Origin of the sequence: Streptomyces sp. ITFR-6, assembly GCF_031844725.1 — a bacterium.
Lineage (GTDB): Bacteria > Actinomycetota > Actinomycetes > Streptomycetales > Streptomycetaceae > Streptomyces.
The window spans coordinates 5,674,224-5,689,027 of the sequence record NZ_CP134612.1 but is presented as its reverse complement, the minus strand read 5'-3'; the positions used below and the strand labels follow the sequence as shown (position 1 = coordinate 5,689,027).

Genomic DNA, 14,804 nt, shown 5'->3' with positions numbered 1-14,804 from the left:
AGGACACCCGGCTCTGCCGCGCACCCGGGCCCGGAAGCCAGTCTGTACGTATCGGAGCGGAGGCCGCGAGGGCGCTGTCGCGTTCTCGCCGCGCAAGGCGATGCTGGAGAGCCTGGCGCCGCTGCTCGTGGACGTGGCGGTGCCGCTCGTCTCGTACTACGTGCTGAAGGCCGCGGGCCTGGGCACGTTCGGGGCGCTGGCCTGGAGCAGTGTGGTGCCGGCGGTGCGGACGGTCTGGGGCGTGGCGCGGGAGCGGCGGCTCAACGCCCTCGCGGCGCTGATGGTGGCGGTCAACGCGGTCGGGCTGCTGCTGAGCCTGGTGGCGGGCGACCCCCGGCTGATGCTGCTCAAGGACAGCGGGGTGAGCAGCACGATCGGTCTGGTGGTCCTGGTGTCCGCGCTGCGGGGGCGGCCGATGATGTCGGCCGGGCTGCGGCCGTGGCTGACCCGGGGCGAGGCGGCCAGGTCCGCTGCCTGGGAGCGGCTCTCCACCGGCTCGGACGACGCGTTCCGGCGGGTGGAGGCGCGGTTCTCCGTGGTGTGGGGTGTGGCGCTGCTGGGCGAGTGCGCGGTGCGGGCCGTGGGCGCGTACACCGTGCCGGTCGAGACGATGGTGTGGGGCGGCCAGGTCGTCCTGATCGCCGCGATGGTGGTCGCGTTCGTCGTCTCGGGGCGGACGGCGGTCGTTCCGATGGAGCGGATGATCGAGGAGGCGGCCGGCGCGGAGCGCTGAGGGCCGCTCAGGAACCACCGCAGGGCCGCCTCCCGGGGGAGCGGCCCTGCGGTTGCGTGCGGGTTGCGGTTCAGGTGGGCGCGGTCAGTGGTTGCTGGGGAAGCCCAGGTCGACGCCGGCCGGGGCGTCGGCCGGGTCCGGCCAGCGGGTGGTGGTGACCTTGCCCCGGGTGTAGAAGTGCACGCCGTCGTTGCCGTAGATGTGGTGGTCGCCGAAGAGCGAGTCCTTCCAGCCGCCGAAGGAGTGGTAGCCCACCGGGACCGGGATCGGGACGTTGATGCCGACCATGCCCGCCTCGATCTCCAGCTGGAAGCGGCGGGCGGCGCCGCCGTCGCGGGTGAAGATCGCGGTGCCGTTGCCGTACGGCGAGGCGTTCATCAGCGCGACGCCCTCCTCGTACGTGTCGACGCGCAGCACGCACAGGACCGGGCCGAAGATCTCGTCCCGGTAGGCGTCCGAGTCGGTGGAGACGTTGTCGAGGAGGGAGAGGCCGATCCAGTGGCCGTCCTCGAAGCCCTCGACCGTGTGCCCGGTGCCGTCCAGGACGACGTCGGCGCCCTGGGCGGCCGCGCCGGTCACGTAGGAGGCGACCTTGTCGCGGTGGGCGGCGGTGATCAGCGGGCCCATCTCGGACGCCGGGTCGTTGCCGGGGCCGATCTTGATCTTCTCGGCGCGGTCCTTGATCCGGGCGACGAGGTCGTCCGCGACCGCGCCGACGGCGACGACCGCGGAGATCGCCATGCAGCGCTCACCGGCCGAGCCGTACGCGGCGGAGACGGCGGCGTCGGCGGCGGCGTCGAGGTCCGCGTCGGGCAGGACCAGCATGTGGTTCTTCGCACCGCCGAGCGCCTGGACGCGCTTGCCGTTGGCGGAGGCCGTGGCGTGGATGTAGCGGGCGATCGGGGTGGACCCGACGAACGAGACGACGGAGACGTCCGGGTGGTTCAGCAGGCCGTCGACGGCGACCTTGTCACCGTGCAGGACGTTCAGGACGCCGTCCGGCAGACCGGCCTCGGAGACCAGCTCGGCGAGGAGATTGGCGGCCGAGGGGTCCTTCTCGCTGGGCTTGAGGACGAACGTGTTGCCGCAGGCGATGGCGAGCGGGAACATCCACATCGGCACCATGGCCGGGAAGTTGAACGGGGTGATGCCGGCGACGACACCGATCGACTGGCGGATCGAGGAGACGTCGACCCGGGTGGACACCTGCGTCGACAGCTCGCCCTTGAGCTGCGTGGTGATGCCGCAGGCCAGCTCGACGATCTCCAGTCCGCGGGCCACCTCGCCCAGCGCGTCGGAGTGCACCTTGCCGTGCTCGGCGGTGATCAGCGCGGCGATCTCGTCCCGGTGGGCGTCCAGCAGCGCGCGGTAGCGGAACAGGATCGCGGTGCGGGCGGACAGCGAGGAGGTGCCCCACGTCGCGTACGCGTCCTTCGCGGCGGCCACCGCGGCGTCGACCTCGTCCGGGGAGGCCAGCGCGACCTGGGTGGTGACGGCTCCGGTGGCCGGGTCGGTGACCGGGCCGTAGTTGCCCGACGCGCCCTCGACGGTCTTGCCACCGATCCAGTGGTTGACGGTCTTCATTCGTGACTCCTTCAGAGGTGGCTGCGTCGGTCGGTGACGTGACGTTCGTACTCTTCCCGGGCTCTTGCCGCCGACGGGCGAGTGGCCGTCTCGGCCACGGGAACATCCCACCACGCCTGTGCCGGAGGGGGCCCCGACACTGTGTCTGCCGTTTCGGTCTCGACGTAGACACAAGTGGGACGGTCCTCCGCCCGCGCCACCGCGAGGGCTTCCCGCAGTTCACGGACGGTGCCGGCCCGCAGCACCCGCATCCCGAGCGAGGCAGCGTTCGCCGCGAGATCGACGGGGAGCGGCGGTCCGGTGAAGCCGCCGTCGGCGGCGCGGTGGCGGTAGGCCGTGCCGAAGCGTTCGGCGCCGACGGACTCGGAGAGGCCGCCGATCGACGCGTACCCGTGGTTCTGCAGGACGACCAGTTTGACGGGCAGGCTCTGCTGGACGGCGGTGACGATCTCGGTGGGGTTCATCAGGTACGTGCCGTCACCGACGAGCGCCCAGACCGGGGAGCCGGGGGCGGCCAGCTGGACGCCGATCGCCGCGGGGATCTCGTATCCCATGCAGGAGTAGCCGTACTCGACGTGGTACTGGTGCGGTGACCGGGTCCGCCAGAGTTTGTGCAGGTCACCGGGGAGCGAACCGGCCGCGTTGATCAGGATGTCGTCGTCGGTGACCAGTTCGTCCAGGAGGCCGAGGACCTGGGCCTGGGTGGGGCGGGCGGCCGGGTCCGGGGTGGCGTAGGCGGCGTCGACGCGCTTCTCCCAGGCGGCCTTGGCTCCGGTGTACTCGCTCTCGTACGCGGGGTCCGCGCGGTGTTCGCCCGCCAGGGCCTCGGTCAGGGCTTCGAGTGCGGTGCGGGCGTCGGCCACGAGCGGGAGCGCGCCGAGCTTGTGGGCGTCGAAGCCGGTGATGTTGAGGTTGAGGAAGCGGACGTCCGGGTCGGCGAAGAGGGTGGCGGACGCGGTGGTGAAGTCGGAGTAGCGGGTGCCGACCCCGATCACCAGGTCGGCGCTGCGCGCCAGTTCGTCGGCGGTCGCGGTGCCGGTGTGGCCGATGCCGCCGACGTCCGCGGGGTGGTCGTGGCGCAGGGAGCCCTTGCCCGCCTGGGTGGTGGCGACGGGGATCGCGGTGGCGGCGGCGAACGCGGCAAGGGCCTCCTCCGCGGCGCTGTGGTGGACCCCGCCGCCCGCCACGACCAGTGGCCGTCGGGCGGCGCGCACCGCCGCTGCCGCCCGGTCGAGCTCCTGCGGGTCTGGGGCCGGTCTGCGTACGTGCCAGACGCGGGTCGCGAAGAACTCCTCCGGCCAGTCGTACGCCTCGGCCTGGACGTCCTGCGGCAGTGCGAGGGTGACGGCACCGGTCTCCGCCGGGTCTGTGAGGACCCGCACGGCCCGGAGCGCGGCCGGGATCAGCGCCTCGGGGCGGTTGATCCGGTCGAAGTAGCGGGAGACGGGGCGCAGGCAGTCGTTGACCGAGATGTCGCCCTGGCCCGGGACCTCCAGCTGCTGGAGCACGGGCTCCGCGGGGCGGGTCGCGAAGGTGTCGCCGGGCAGCAGCAGGACCGGGAGGTGGTTGATGGTGGCCAGGGCCGCCCCGGTGACGAGATTGGTGGCGCCCGGACCGATGGAGGTGGTGACGGCGTGCGCGGAGAGCCGGCCGGACCGGCGGGCGTATCCGACGGCGGCGTGCACCATGGCCTGCTCGTTGCGGCCCTGGAGGTAGGGCATGGCGTCCCCGGCCTCCAGGAGCGCCTGGCCGACGCCGGCGACGTTGCCGTGGCCGAAGATGCCCCAGGTGGCGCCGATCAGCCGGTGGTGCACGCCGTCGCGTTCGGTGTACTGCGCGGCGAGGAAGTCCACCAGCGCCTGGGCGGTGGTGAGGCGACGGGAACTCATGCGTGATCCTCCGGTCCGTAGAACGGGAGCCTGGGGTCCATGGACTCGGACGGCCAGGTGTCGCGGATCCAGCCGTGCTCGGGGTGGTCGCGGATCAGCCACTGCCGCTCGTCGCCGGGGCCCGCCATCACGTTGAGGTAGTACAGCGTGCGGCCGGGCGCGGCGATGGACGGGCCGTGCCAGCCGTCCGGGATCAGGACCGCGTCGCCGCTGCGGACCTCGGCCAGTACGTCCGTACCGCCGGGGCGGGACGGGGAGACCCGGTGGTAGCCGAGGCCGTCGTCCGCCACCTCGAAGTAGTAGATCTCTTCGAGCACGCACTCCTCGCCGGGGCGGTCCTCGTCGTGCTTGTGCGGCGGGTAGGAGGACCAGTTGCCGCCCGGGGTGAGGACCTCGACCGCGATCAGCCGGTCGCAGTCGAAGGTGTCGGCGGCGGCGAAGTTGTTGACCTGCCGGGAGCAGGTGCCGGAGCCGCGCAGCTCGACGGGTACCTCCGGCGCGGGACCGTAGCGAGCGGGGAGTCGTCGCTCGCACTTCGCTCCTGCCAGGGCGAAGCGGCCCCCTGCGCCGGAGGCGATCTGTGCGTGGGCGTCACGCGGTACGTACGCGAAGTCGGATACCCCGCTGAACACGCTTTTCCGGCCCAGCAGTTCAAAGATCTCATCTGAGACGTGCACCGTACAGGCACCCGTCAACGGCAGCACGATCCACTCGCTCTCTCCGGTGACAAGTGTGTGAACACCTCCCGGTTCGAGCTCCACCACACGCAGGCTCGACCGCTCCCAGCCGGCCTGCTCAGGGCTGATGTCGAGGGCGTAGGGTCCGCGCGCCGCGCTCCCGGCCGGCAGGTGGTACCTCGGTTCTCCGTGCGGTCCTTCGTACGGTCGTTCGCGCGGTTCTCGATGCATCCTCATGTTCCTTCCCTGCCCGTCGCGCCCGGTTCGAGCAGCGATACGGCCGTGTCGACCGCGGCGCCCACGTCCCCGTCCGACGGGTAGAGCAGCGACCGCCCCACCACAAGGCCCCGGACGGTCGGCAGCCGCAGCGCGGTGCGCCACCTCTCGTACGCGCCGTCCTGGTCCTCGCCCACCTCGCCGCCGAGCAGCACAGCGGGCAGTGTGGAGCTCTCCATGACCCGCGCCATGTCCTCGGGCTTCTCGGTGACCGGGACCTTGAGCCAGGTGTACGCGGAGGTGCCGGCGAGCCCGGAGGCGATCGCGATGGAGGTGCTCACCGCGGCGGCGCTCAGGTCGTTGCGGACCTTGCCGCCGGTGCGGCGGCAGAGGAACGGTTCGACGAAGACCGGCAGCCGGTACGCGACCATGGCGTCGATCGCTCGGGCGGTGGTGTGCATCGTGTCGAGGGAGCCGGGGTCGTCGTAGTCGATCCGCAGCAGCAGCTTGCCCGCGTCGAAGCCGAGCCGGGCGAGGTCCTCCGGGCGGTGCCCGGTGAACCGGTCGTCCAGCTCGAAGGCGGCGCCGGCCAGGCCGCCCCGGTTCATCGAGCCGATGACGACCTTGTCCTCCAGCGCGCCCAGGAGCAGCAGGTCGTCGAGGATGTCGGCGGTGGCGAGGACTCCGTCGACGCCGGGTCTGGAGAGCGCCAGGCAGAGCCGGTCCAGCAGTTCGAACCGGTTGGCCATGGCGAGTTCCCGCTCCCCGACGGCGAGCGAGCCACGGGCCGGATGGTCGGCGGCGATGACCATCAGCCGCCCGCCGCTGCCGACCAGCGGCCGCCTGCGCCGCCGCGCGGCGGCCTCCGCGACGGCTTCCGGGTGGTGCACGCGCAGGTGGACGAGGTCGGAGACCGAAGCGGCCGGGGCGGTCATGACGCCGCTCCGGATCCGGTGGGCGCGGGAGTGGCGGGCGCGGGGTGTGGGTCCGTCGCGGTGACGGAGCCTGCGGCGAGGGCCGCCTCGACCTCGTGCGGGAACGGCATCGCGGAGGAGCAGGCGAGTCTGGAGGCGACGATGGCGCCCGCCGCGTTGGCGTACCGCATGATGCGGGCGGTGTCCCAGCCGGCGAGCAGGCCGTGGCAGAGCGCGCCGCCGAACGCGTCCCCGGCGCCGAGGCCGTTGACCACCTCGACCGGGAGCGGCGGGACATCGGCCACCGTGCCGTCGCGGTTGACCGCGAGGACGCCTCCCGGCCCCTGCTTCACGACGGCCAGCTCGACCCCGGCGGCCAGCAGGGCGCGTGCGGCGGCGTACGGTTCGCGCTCGCCGGTCGCGATCTCGCACTCGTCGAGGTTGCCCACGGCGACGGTCGCGTGGGCGAGGGCCTCGCGGTAGCGGGCGGAGGCGGCGGGGTGGGGCGGGCCGCCGGGCGGGCCGCCGGGCGGGCCGCCGGGTGCGGCGTCCTGCGGGGTCTCCGCCGTGGCGTCCTGCGGCGTCTCTGCCGGAGCGTCCCAGAACATGGGGCGCCAGTCGAGGTCGAAGACCGTGATGCCCGAACGGTTCCTGGCCCGCAGCGCGGCGAGCGTCGCGGAGCAGCTGGGTTCGGCGCAGAGTCCGGTGCCGGTCATCCAGAAGACCCGGGCGGACGCGACGGCCTCCAGGTCCAGTTCCGAGGGGTGGATCTCCAGGTCCGGGGCCTTGGGCACGCGGTAGAAGTAGAGGGGGAAGTCGTCGGGCGGGAAGATCTCGCAGAAGGTGACCGGGGTCGGGTACTCATCGACGGCCGTCACCCACCGGTCGTCCACCCCGAACTCCCCGAGCTGCTGGTGGAGGTACTCCCCGAACGCGTCCCGCCCCGTCCGGGTCACCACCGCACTGCGCCTGCCCAGCCGCGCCGCCGCGACGGCGACGTTGGTGGGCGAACCGCCGAGGAACTTCCCGAAGGCGTCCACCCGGGCCAGCGGCAGGCCCGTCTGCAGGGGGTAGAGATCCACTCCGATCCGTCCCATGGTGATCACGTCGTACGGCTCAGGCATCTGTGTCCCTTCGACGACCCGTGCGGCAGCTGGCGGACGCAACTGTCGCCCCCGGTCTAACTCCTCCCCCGAATGCTGTCAATGATTGGTCCGGACATACGGACTAATGCTTGACACCCCTCTCCCCGGGCGCGGAGGCTGGAGCGCATGACCACCTCCGCACCCTCTCCGGCCCGCATCCGTATCGGCTCCGCGCCCGACTCCTGGGGGGTGTGGTTCCCCGACGATCCGCGGCAGGTGCCCTGGCAGCGCTTCCTCGACGAGGTCTCCACCGCCGGGTACGAGTGGATCGAGCTGGGCCCGTACGGCTATCTCCCGACCGATCCGGCCCGGCTCACCGACGAGACCCGCAGCCGAGGGCTGAGCGTTTCCGCAGGCACCGTTTTCACCGGATTGCACCACGGTCCGGGCGTCTGGGAACGGACCTGGGCGCATGTCGCGGACATCGCGGAGCTCACCCGGGCGATGGGTGCGGACCATCTCGTGGTCATCCCGTCGTTCTGGCGCGACGACAAGACGGGCGAGGTGCTGGAGGACCGCACCCTCACCGCGGAGCAGTGGAGCGACCTCACCACCCAGACGGAGCGGCTGGGGCGCGAGGTGCGGGACCGTTTCGGTCTGCGGATCGTCGTCCACCCGCATGCCGACACCCATATCGACAGCGAGGAGAACGTCAGCCGCTTCCTCGACGCCACCGATCCCTCGCTGGTCTCGCTCTGCCTCGACACCGGGCACTACGCCTACTGCGGCGGCGACAGCGTCAAGCTGATCGAGACCTACGGTGAACGGATCGGCTATCTGCACCTCAAGCAGGTCGACCCGGAGGTCCTGGCCGAAGTGGTGGCGGACGAGGTGCCGTTCGGGCCCGCCGTGGCGCGCGGGGTGATGTGCGAGCCGCCGGGCGGGGTGCCCGCCCTGGCGCCGGTGCTGGACGCCGCGCGTCGGCTGGACGTCGACCTGTTCGCGATCGTCGAGCAGGACATGTACCCGTGCGAGCCCGACGCGCCGTTCCCGATCGCCCGCCGTACCCGGGATTTCCTGCGCTCCTGCGGCGGCGGCTCGGGGCAGGCCGTCCGACCCGTCTGAACGGCGCGCTCCGGGCTCGGGCGGTCAGACTGATTCGGCGCGGGCCGGGGCGCCGAACCGGGCCAGGCAGTGCCAGACCTTCTTCAGCGACTGCGCGGCGTAGCGGCCGGAGCGGGCGGCCTCCCCGATGATCCGGGGATCGAGCAGCCCGCCCCGGGAGATCTCCACGCCGAGATCGACGAACTCCTGCCCCCGGTAGTCCGGGTGGCGGCGCAGCTCCGCCACGGTCAGGCGGAACCCGCCGTGCCACTCCGTGGGGCAGGGCAGCCGTCGCGCTGCCTCCTCGACGGCGGAGCCCCGGAAGCTCGGGGCGAGGACCAGCGCCTCCGGATGGCGGTCGAGCAGGACCGGGCCGTGCACCTGCGCCTCGATGTAGTCGTCGAGCGCGTCCCGGCTGTCGGACTCCGCGAGTTCGATGAGGCTCATCCGGCCGGCGACGCCGAAGTCCGAGGGCTCGGCGGCGCTGTCCGGGTAGCAGAAGGTGGCCCGCTCCAGCGCCTGCGCGGTCAGCCTGAAGTGCGCCGAGCCGAAGCGTGGCGCCGCCCCGGTCTCCTGGCGCCGGAAGTTCAACGCCCCGTACACCGGCCGCTGCTCGCCCGGCACCCTGTCGTACGCGCCGCCGAAGATCCGGCTCTCCCAGCGCCACCGGTCGCCGCCCGGATGGGCCGTCAGCCCGCCGTTGCTGGTGCCGGTGACGAACTGCGAACGGTAGACGCCGTCCCGGGCGAGCGCGGCCAGGACGGTGCGGCCGCCCGCCGCCCGGTCCGGGTGGAAGTTCAGCGTGAGCGGTACGGAGCGGTCCAGCGGCTGCCCGGAGGAGAGGGAGGCCACATGGCTCAGGGCACGCGCCTGCGCCGGCCCCGGAGGAGAGGAGCCGAGGGGGAGGGAGGGGATCGGGTACGAGGGCGGGGAGTCTGCGGTCACGGGCGCAGTCTCGCGCAGCGCGGCCGACCTCTGCCTCCCCTTAACGCGGCGCGCGCCTGCCTCCGGTTCACCTGGCGTCCGGCTCCGCCGCCCGGCCGTCCTGCGTCGCCGTCGCGACGGCCTCCGCGTCCTTCGACAGGTTCACCGCCTGGAGCAGGCTCAGGCTCCGCTCGGCCGTGCGCAGGGCCTTGACCGCGGCAACGGTGCGCGGCGGGCCCTCGTACCCGGTCGATGCCATCCTGCGGAGCGCCCAGCGGCCGCGCAGCTCCGCGTCCGGCACCGCACCGGCCTCGGCGGCGAGGGCCATCGCCCTTTCCAGGCCGGGGCGTTCCTCTGCGGGTGCGGTGTCCAGAGCCTGCCGGAGCACGGTGGTGATGTCGTCCGCCTCGCGCAGTACGAGTACGGCCATGTTCTGCTTCCCGAAACCAGTCATGGAACGATCGTGCCCGGAGTCCGTCTCGGTATCACCGCAGTTGAGGCACATCTGAGCTGCGGAGGCCGAGGCGCGCGGCCTCGCAGGCATGCAGAGCGCGTTTGCCCCTTTGCGCCCCTTCCGTCACAGAGGTCACTCCCCCGTCACACATATCTCCATTGCGCGGGTCTTTCGTCACAGGCGCTCGACAGCCCCTGCCCGCTTCCGGTCGCGCTCGTTCACCCGGACACAGCCTGAGTGATCCAGAGAGGTGTCAGCGAATGACGGACAGAAGACTCTGGTCCTACAAGGACATCGCCGCTCACATCCGGGTGCAGCCGGACACCGTCCGCTCCTACCGGAAACGCGGTCTCCTTCCGCCGCCGGATCACGTGGAGGACGGCAGACCGTACTGGTACGCGGACACCATCCGCACCTGGGTCACCACCCGCCCTGGCCACCGGAGCCGCCGCGACTGACCCGCCCCGCACGCGCGCCGCTCGCATTCATACCCCCTAGGGGTATAGTGTGGTGCGTGTGGAGGCGCACCGGCCTTCCCGGAACCCTCCCGGGCGCCTGTCTCCACGCCCATGTGTGCCCGTCGAAGAGGAGAAAACGATGACCGCCGAGACCCAGCTCCCCCAGGCGACCGGCTCCTGCTGCTCCCCCAGCGGCTCCTGCCACGACGGCGCGAGCGCCGACGCGAAGCAGGGCGGCGTGACCACGGTCTACCAGGTCACCGGCATGACCTGCGGACACTGCGAGGGCGCCGTTTCGGAGGAGATCTCCGGAATCGAGGGCGTCACCTCGGTGAAGGCGGTGGCGTCCACCGGCCAGGTGACGGTGACCTCCGGGGCCCCGCTGGACGAGGAGGCCGTACGCGCCGCCGTCGACGAGGCCGGTTACGAGCTCACCGGCCAGGCCTGACCGCCGGAACCCCCACCTTCCACTCCACCGCATCACCCCCTCGCCGCCGGGCCGGACCGACCAGCAGATACTGGTGGGGTACGGCCCGGTCGGCGTTTCAGGAGTTCGGACATGCACAGCGCGACAGAGACCGAAGCCCCGGCAGCGGAGAGCTCGGAGGCCGAGTTCATGATCGGCGGGATGACCTGCGCCTCCTGCGCGGCCCGCGTCGAGAAGAAGCTGAACCGGATGGACGGGGTCACCGCCACCGTCAACTACGCCACCGAGAAGGCCCGGGTCCACTACGGACCCGGGACCGGCGTCGCGGATCTGATCGCGACCGTCCGGAAGACGGGCTACACGGCGGAACCGCTCCACCGCGCCGCCCCGGCCAAGGCACCAGCAGCAACGCCCACACCGGCACCAGCACCGGCACCAGCCCCTCCGAGCCAAGACACAGCACCGACACCCGAGAAGCCGGAGACAGCTGACCCCGGCACCGCTCCCGATCCCGCCCCCGTCCCCGAGCCCGGCACCGCCCTCGCCTCGCTGCGTCAGCGGCTCGTCGTGTCGGCCGTCCTCGCCGTGCCCGTCGTCCTGCTCGCGATGATCCCGGCCCTCCAGTTCGACAACTGGCAGTGGCTCTCGCTCACCCTGGCCGCCCCCGTCGTCGTCTGGGGCGGGCTGCCCTTCCACCGGGCGACCTGGACCAACCTCCGGCACGGCGCGGCCACCATGGACACCCTCGTCTCGGTCGGCACCCTCGCCGCCTTCGGCTGGTCGCTCTGGGCGCTGTTCCTCGGCGACGCCGGAATGCCCGGCATGCGGCACGGCTTCGACTTCACGGTCTCGCGCACGGAGGGCCCCTCCACGATCTATCTGGAGGTGGCCGCCGGAGTCGTCACGTTCATCCTGCTGGGCCGCTACCTGGAGGCGAAGTCCAAGCGGAAGGCCGGTTCCGCGCTGCGGGCCCTGATGCACCTGGGCGCCAAGGACGTCGCGGTGCTGCGCGACGGCACCGAGGTACGCGTCCCGGTCGACCGGCTCACGGTCGGGGACCGCTTCGTGGTCCGGCCCGGCGAGAAGGTCGCCACCGACGGCACGGTCGTCGAGGGCACTTCCGCGGTGGACGCGTCCATGCTCACCGGCGAGTCCGTCCCGGTCGACGTGGTGGCCGGGGACTCCGTCACCGGCGCCACCGTGAACGTCTCCGGCCGGCTCGTCGTCGAGGCCACCAGGGTCGGCGCCGACACCCAGCTGGCCCGGATGGCGAAGCTGGTGGAGGACGCGCAGAACGGCAAGGCCGAGGTGCAGCGGCTCGCGGACCGGATCTCGGCGGTGTTCGTCCCCGTGGTCATGCTGATCGCCCTGGCCACCCTGATCGCCTGGCTGCTGGCGACGGACGACGTGACGGCCGCCTTCACCGCCGCCGTCGCCGTACTGATCATCGCCTGCCCCTGCGCCCTCGGCCTCGCCACCCCGACCGCCCTCATGGTCGGCACCGGACGCGGCGCCCAGCTCGGCATCCTCATCAAGGGCCCCGAAGTCCTGGAGACCACCCGCCGCGTCGACACCATCGTCCTCGACAAGACCGGCACCGTCACCACCGGCAAAATGACCCTCCAGTCCGTCCACACCACCCCCGACACCACAGAAACCGACATCCTGCGCCTCGCCGGAGCCCTGGAACACGCCTCCGAACACCCCATCGCCCAGGCCGTCGCCACCGGAGCCACCGAACGCACCACCACTCCCCTCCCCACCCCCGAGAACTTCAGCAACATCCCCGGCCTCGGCGTCCAGGGCGTCGTCGAGGGCCACAAGGTGCTCGTCGGCCGCCCCCGGCTGCTCACCGAAGCCGGAATCGACCTTCCGGATGTGCTGATCGCGGCTCTGACGGAAGCGGCCGCGCAAGGACGTACGGCGGTCGCGGTCGCCTGGGACGGTGAGGCGCGGGGCGTCCTCGAAGTCGCCGACACGGTCAAGGAATCCAGCGCGGCGGCCGTCGCGGACCTGCGCGCACTCGGCCTGACACCGATCCTGCTGACCGGCGACAACCGGGCGGTGGCTCAGTCCGTGGCCCGTGCGGTCGGGATCGACGAGGTGAGGGCCGAGGTGCTTCCCGAGGAAAAGGCGCACGTCATCGAGCGGTTGCAGGCCGAGGGACGTGCGGTCGCGATGGTCGGGGACGGGGTCAACGACGCCGCCGCACTGGCCACCGCCGATCTCGGTCTGGCGATGGGAACCGGCACAGACGCGGCGATCGAGGCGAGCGATCTGACCCTGGTTCGTGGAGATCTCAAGGTGGCCGCCGATGCCATCCGGCTCTCCCGGCGTACCCTTGCCACCATCAGGGGCAACCTTTTCTGGGCATTCGGTTACAACGTTGCCGCTCTACCCCTTGCGGCGTTTGGCCTGCTCAACCCTATGATCGCAGGAGCGGCGATGGCGTTCTCATCAGTCTTCGTCGTAACGAACAGCCTGCGCTTGAGGTCCTTCACGTAACGCCCACAAAGAGATCTAGATCACACCGATTCAGAGGTAACCATTCGGTGGGTTCGCGAGTCTAAGAGTGCGATGCCAAAGGATGTCTTGGGGGACGTCCGACGGAGAGTCTTGGGGGACGCTCCGGGCAAGCGTTGGCCGGGGCACGTGCACCGGGGAGCTTTGAGCGGCCCTCCCGTCGGTACGTACCCCGGCAGACCGCCGGCAGGCAGGCTGTACAAGAGGTATGCGCAGGACACGCAGCATCCGAGGAACCCAGGAGCTTCGGCTCCCACTGAACGCCCGGCCGGATCCCGTGGGGGGAATCCGCTCCGGGATATGGGAAGCGCCTCGCTGTCGGCCCGTGGGGGGATCGACGGTGGGGCGCTTCTCGCATGTCCGGCCCGGCCCGCGCCGCGTCCCGCCCGGCCCGGGAAAGCAAATCGCCCCGGACACCGCGCTCTGTGCGAAAGCGCGGCAGTCGGGGCGAAGGCAACCGGCCGGGAGGGCCGGGGGTGAGGCAGGGGTGGTCCGGGGCTCAGCGGCCCTCGACCGGAACGAAGTCGCGCAGGACCTCGCCGGTGTAGATCTGGCGCGGGCGGCCGATGCGGGAACCCGGCTCCTTGATCATCTCGTGCCACTGGGCGATCCAGCCCGGCAGCCGGCCGATCGCGAAGAGCACCGTGAACATCTCGCTCGGGAAGCCCATGGCCCGGTAGATCAGACCGGTGTAGAAGTCCACGTTGGGGTAGAGGTTGCGCGAGACGAAGTACTCGTCGGAGAGCGCGTGCTCCTCCAGCTTGAGCGCGATGTCGAGCAGCTCGTCGGACTTGCCGAGCGAGGACAGCACATCGTGGGCCGCGGCCTTGATGATCTTGGCGCGCGGGTCGAAGGACTTGTACACCCGGTGGCCGAAGCCCATCAGGCGGACGCCGTCCTCCTTGTTCTTCACCTTGCGGATGAAGGAGTCGACATCGCCGCCGTTGGCCTGGATGCCTTCCAGCATCTCCAGCACGGACTGGTTGGCGCCACCGTGCAGGGGGCCCCACAGCGCCGAGATACCGGCGGAGATCGAGGCGAACATGTTCGCCTGCGAGGAGCCGACCAGACGCACGGTGGAGGTCGAACAGTTCTGCTCGTGGTCCGCGTGCAGGATGAGCAGCTTCTCCAGCGCCGAGACGACGACCGGGTCCGGCACGTACTCCTGGGCCGGGACCGAGAAGGTCATGCGCAGGAAGTTCTCGACGTAACCGAGGTCGTTGCGCGGGTAGACGAACGGGTGGCCGATCGACTTCTTGTACGCGTACGCCGCGATGGTCGGCAGCTTGGCCAGCAGCCGGATCGTCGAGAGGTGACGCTGCTCCTCGTCGAACGGGTTGTGGCTGTCCTGGTAGAACGTGGACAGCGCGCTGACGACCGAGGACAGCATGGCCATCGGGTGGGCGTCGCGCGGGAAGCCGTCGAAGAACCGCTTGACGTCCTCGTGCAGCAGCGTGTGCTGGGTGATCTCGTTCTTGAAGGTCGACAGCTCGTCGACCTTCGGAAGCTCACCGTTGATGAGCGTGTACGCGACTTCGAGGAACGTCGATTGCTCGGCGAGCTGCTCGATCGGGAAGCCGCGGTACCGCAGGATGCCCTGCTCGCCATCGAGGTAGGTGATGGCGGATTTATAGGCAGCGGTGTTGCCGTATCCGCTGTCCAGCGTCACCAGGCCGGTGTTCGCCCGGAGCTTCCCGATGTCGAAGCCCTTGTCGCCGACGGTGCTGTCGATCACCGGGTAGGTGTACTCGTCATCGCCGTACCGCAGTACTACAGAGTTGTCGCTCACGTCATCCCTCACCGACGTAGTGCCTCT

Annotated in this window: 13 protein-coding genes; 5 read left to right on the top strand and 8 right to left on the bottom strand. The window is 71.2% G+C overall.

What is annotated here, in order from left to right:
- The first annotated feature begins 100 nt into the window (after positions 1-100).
- Positions 101-733, top strand: coding sequence for a VC0807 family protein (locus tag RLT59_RS25995; protein WP_311305636.1), 633 nt, complete (start codon positions 101-103; stop codon positions 731-733).
- An 84-nt stretch (positions 734-817) separates the two neighbouring features.
- On the opposite strand, the gene mmsA is transcribed toward RLT59_RS25995, so the two are convergent.
- From mmsA to iolC, 5 genes are read right to left on the bottom strand one after another with little or no spacing between them, the layout of a single operon-like run.
- Positions 818-2,317 carry a CoA-acylating methylmalonate-semialdehyde dehydrogenase gene (gene mmsA, locus RLT59_RS25990; RefSeq protein ID WP_311305635.1) on the bottom strand — a complete coding sequence of 500 codons (1,500 nt, stop codon included), beginning with the start codon at positions 2,315-2,317 and terminating at the stop codon, positions 818-820.
- An 11-nt stretch (positions 2,318-2,328) separates the two neighbouring features.
- Positions 2,329-4,206: a 3D-(3,5/4)-trihydroxycyclohexane-1,2-dione acylhydrolase (decyclizing) gene (iolD, locus tag RLT59_RS25985; protein ID WP_311305634.1), complete on the bottom strand. Its 1,878-nt coding sequence runs from the start codon at positions 4,204-4,206 to the stop codon at positions 2,329-2,331.
- Positions 4,203-5,114 carry a 5-deoxy-glucuronate isomerase gene (iolB, locus tag RLT59_RS25980; RefSeq protein WP_311305633.1) on the bottom strand — a complete coding sequence of 304 codons (912 nt, stop codon included), beginning with the start codon at positions 5,112-5,114 and terminating at the stop codon, positions 4,203-4,205. The genes iolD and iolB overlap by 4 nt, the downstream gene beginning before the upstream one ends.
- 2 nt (positions 5,115-5,116) lie before the next feature.
- The gene (locus tag RLT59_RS25975) at positions 5,117-6,034 is read right to left on the bottom strand and encodes a Cgl0159 family (beta/alpha)8-fold protein (protein ID WP_311305632.1); all 918 of its coding nucleotides are present in this window, start codon (positions 6,032-6,034) and stop codon (positions 5,117-5,119) included.
- The gene (iolC, locus tag RLT59_RS25970; protein ID WP_311305631.1) at positions 6,031-7,137 is read right to left on the bottom strand and encodes a 5-dehydro-2-deoxygluconokinase; all 1,107 of its coding nucleotides are present in this window, start codon (positions 7,135-7,137) and stop codon (positions 6,031-6,033) included. The genes RLT59_RS25975 and iolC overlap by 4 nt, the downstream gene beginning before the upstream one ends.
- A 147-nt stretch (positions 7,138-7,284) precedes the next feature.
- On the opposite strand from iolC, the gene RLT59_RS25965 reads away from it, so the two are divergent.
- A complete protein-coding gene (locus tag RLT59_RS25965; RefSeq protein ID WP_311305630.1) occupies positions 7,285-8,223 on the top strand; it encodes a sugar phosphate isomerase/epimerase family protein in 939 nt (312 codons plus the stop codon).
- Between the two features lie 24 nt (positions 8,224-8,247).
- On the opposite strand, the gene RLT59_RS25960 is transcribed toward RLT59_RS25965, so the two are convergent.
- Both RLT59_RS25960 and RLT59_RS25955 read right to left on the bottom strand, forming a co-directional pair.
- Positions 8,248-9,054: a DUF3626 domain-containing protein gene (locus RLT59_RS25960; protein ID WP_311307859.1), complete on the bottom strand. Its 807-nt coding sequence runs from the start codon at positions 9,052-9,054 to the stop codon at positions 8,248-8,250.
- Positions 9,055-9,214: 160 nt separating this feature from the next.
- Positions 9,215-9,580, bottom strand: a complete 366-nt coding sequence (locus RLT59_RS25955) for a hypothetical protein (RefSeq protein WP_311305629.1) — start codon at positions 9,578-9,580, stop codon at positions 9,215-9,217.
- A gap of 260 nt (positions 9,581-9,840) precedes the next feature.
- Between RLT59_RS25955 and RLT59_RS25950 the strand changes: the two genes are divergently transcribed.
- The 3 genes from RLT59_RS25950 (at position 9,841) to RLT59_RS25940 (ending at position 12,970) form a co-directional block, all read left to right on the top strand.
- A complete protein-coding gene (locus tag RLT59_RS25950; RefSeq protein ID WP_311305628.1) occupies positions 9,841-10,038 on the top strand; it encodes a helix-turn-helix transcriptional regulator in 198 nt (65 codons plus the stop codon).
- A gap of 139 nt (positions 10,039-10,177) precedes the next feature.
- A complete protein-coding gene (locus tag RLT59_RS25945) occupies positions 10,178-10,486 on the top strand; it encodes a heavy-metal-associated domain-containing protein (protein WP_311305627.1) in 309 nt (102 codons plus the stop codon).
- A 111-nt stretch (positions 10,487-10,597) separates the two neighbouring features.
- A complete protein-coding gene (locus tag RLT59_RS25940) occupies positions 10,598-12,970 on the top strand; it encodes a heavy metal translocating P-type ATPase (protein ID WP_311305626.1) in 2,373 nt (790 codons plus the stop codon).
- A gap of 517 nt (positions 12,971-13,487) precedes the next feature.
- Here the strand turns inward: RLT59_RS25940 and RLT59_RS25935 are convergent.
- Positions 13,488-14,777 (bottom strand): citrate synthase, encoded by a 1,290-nt coding sequence (locus RLT59_RS25935; protein WP_311305625.1) that lies wholly within the window; start codon positions 14,775-14,777, stop codon positions 13,488-13,490.
- Positions 14,778-14,804 lie beyond the last annotated feature (27 nt).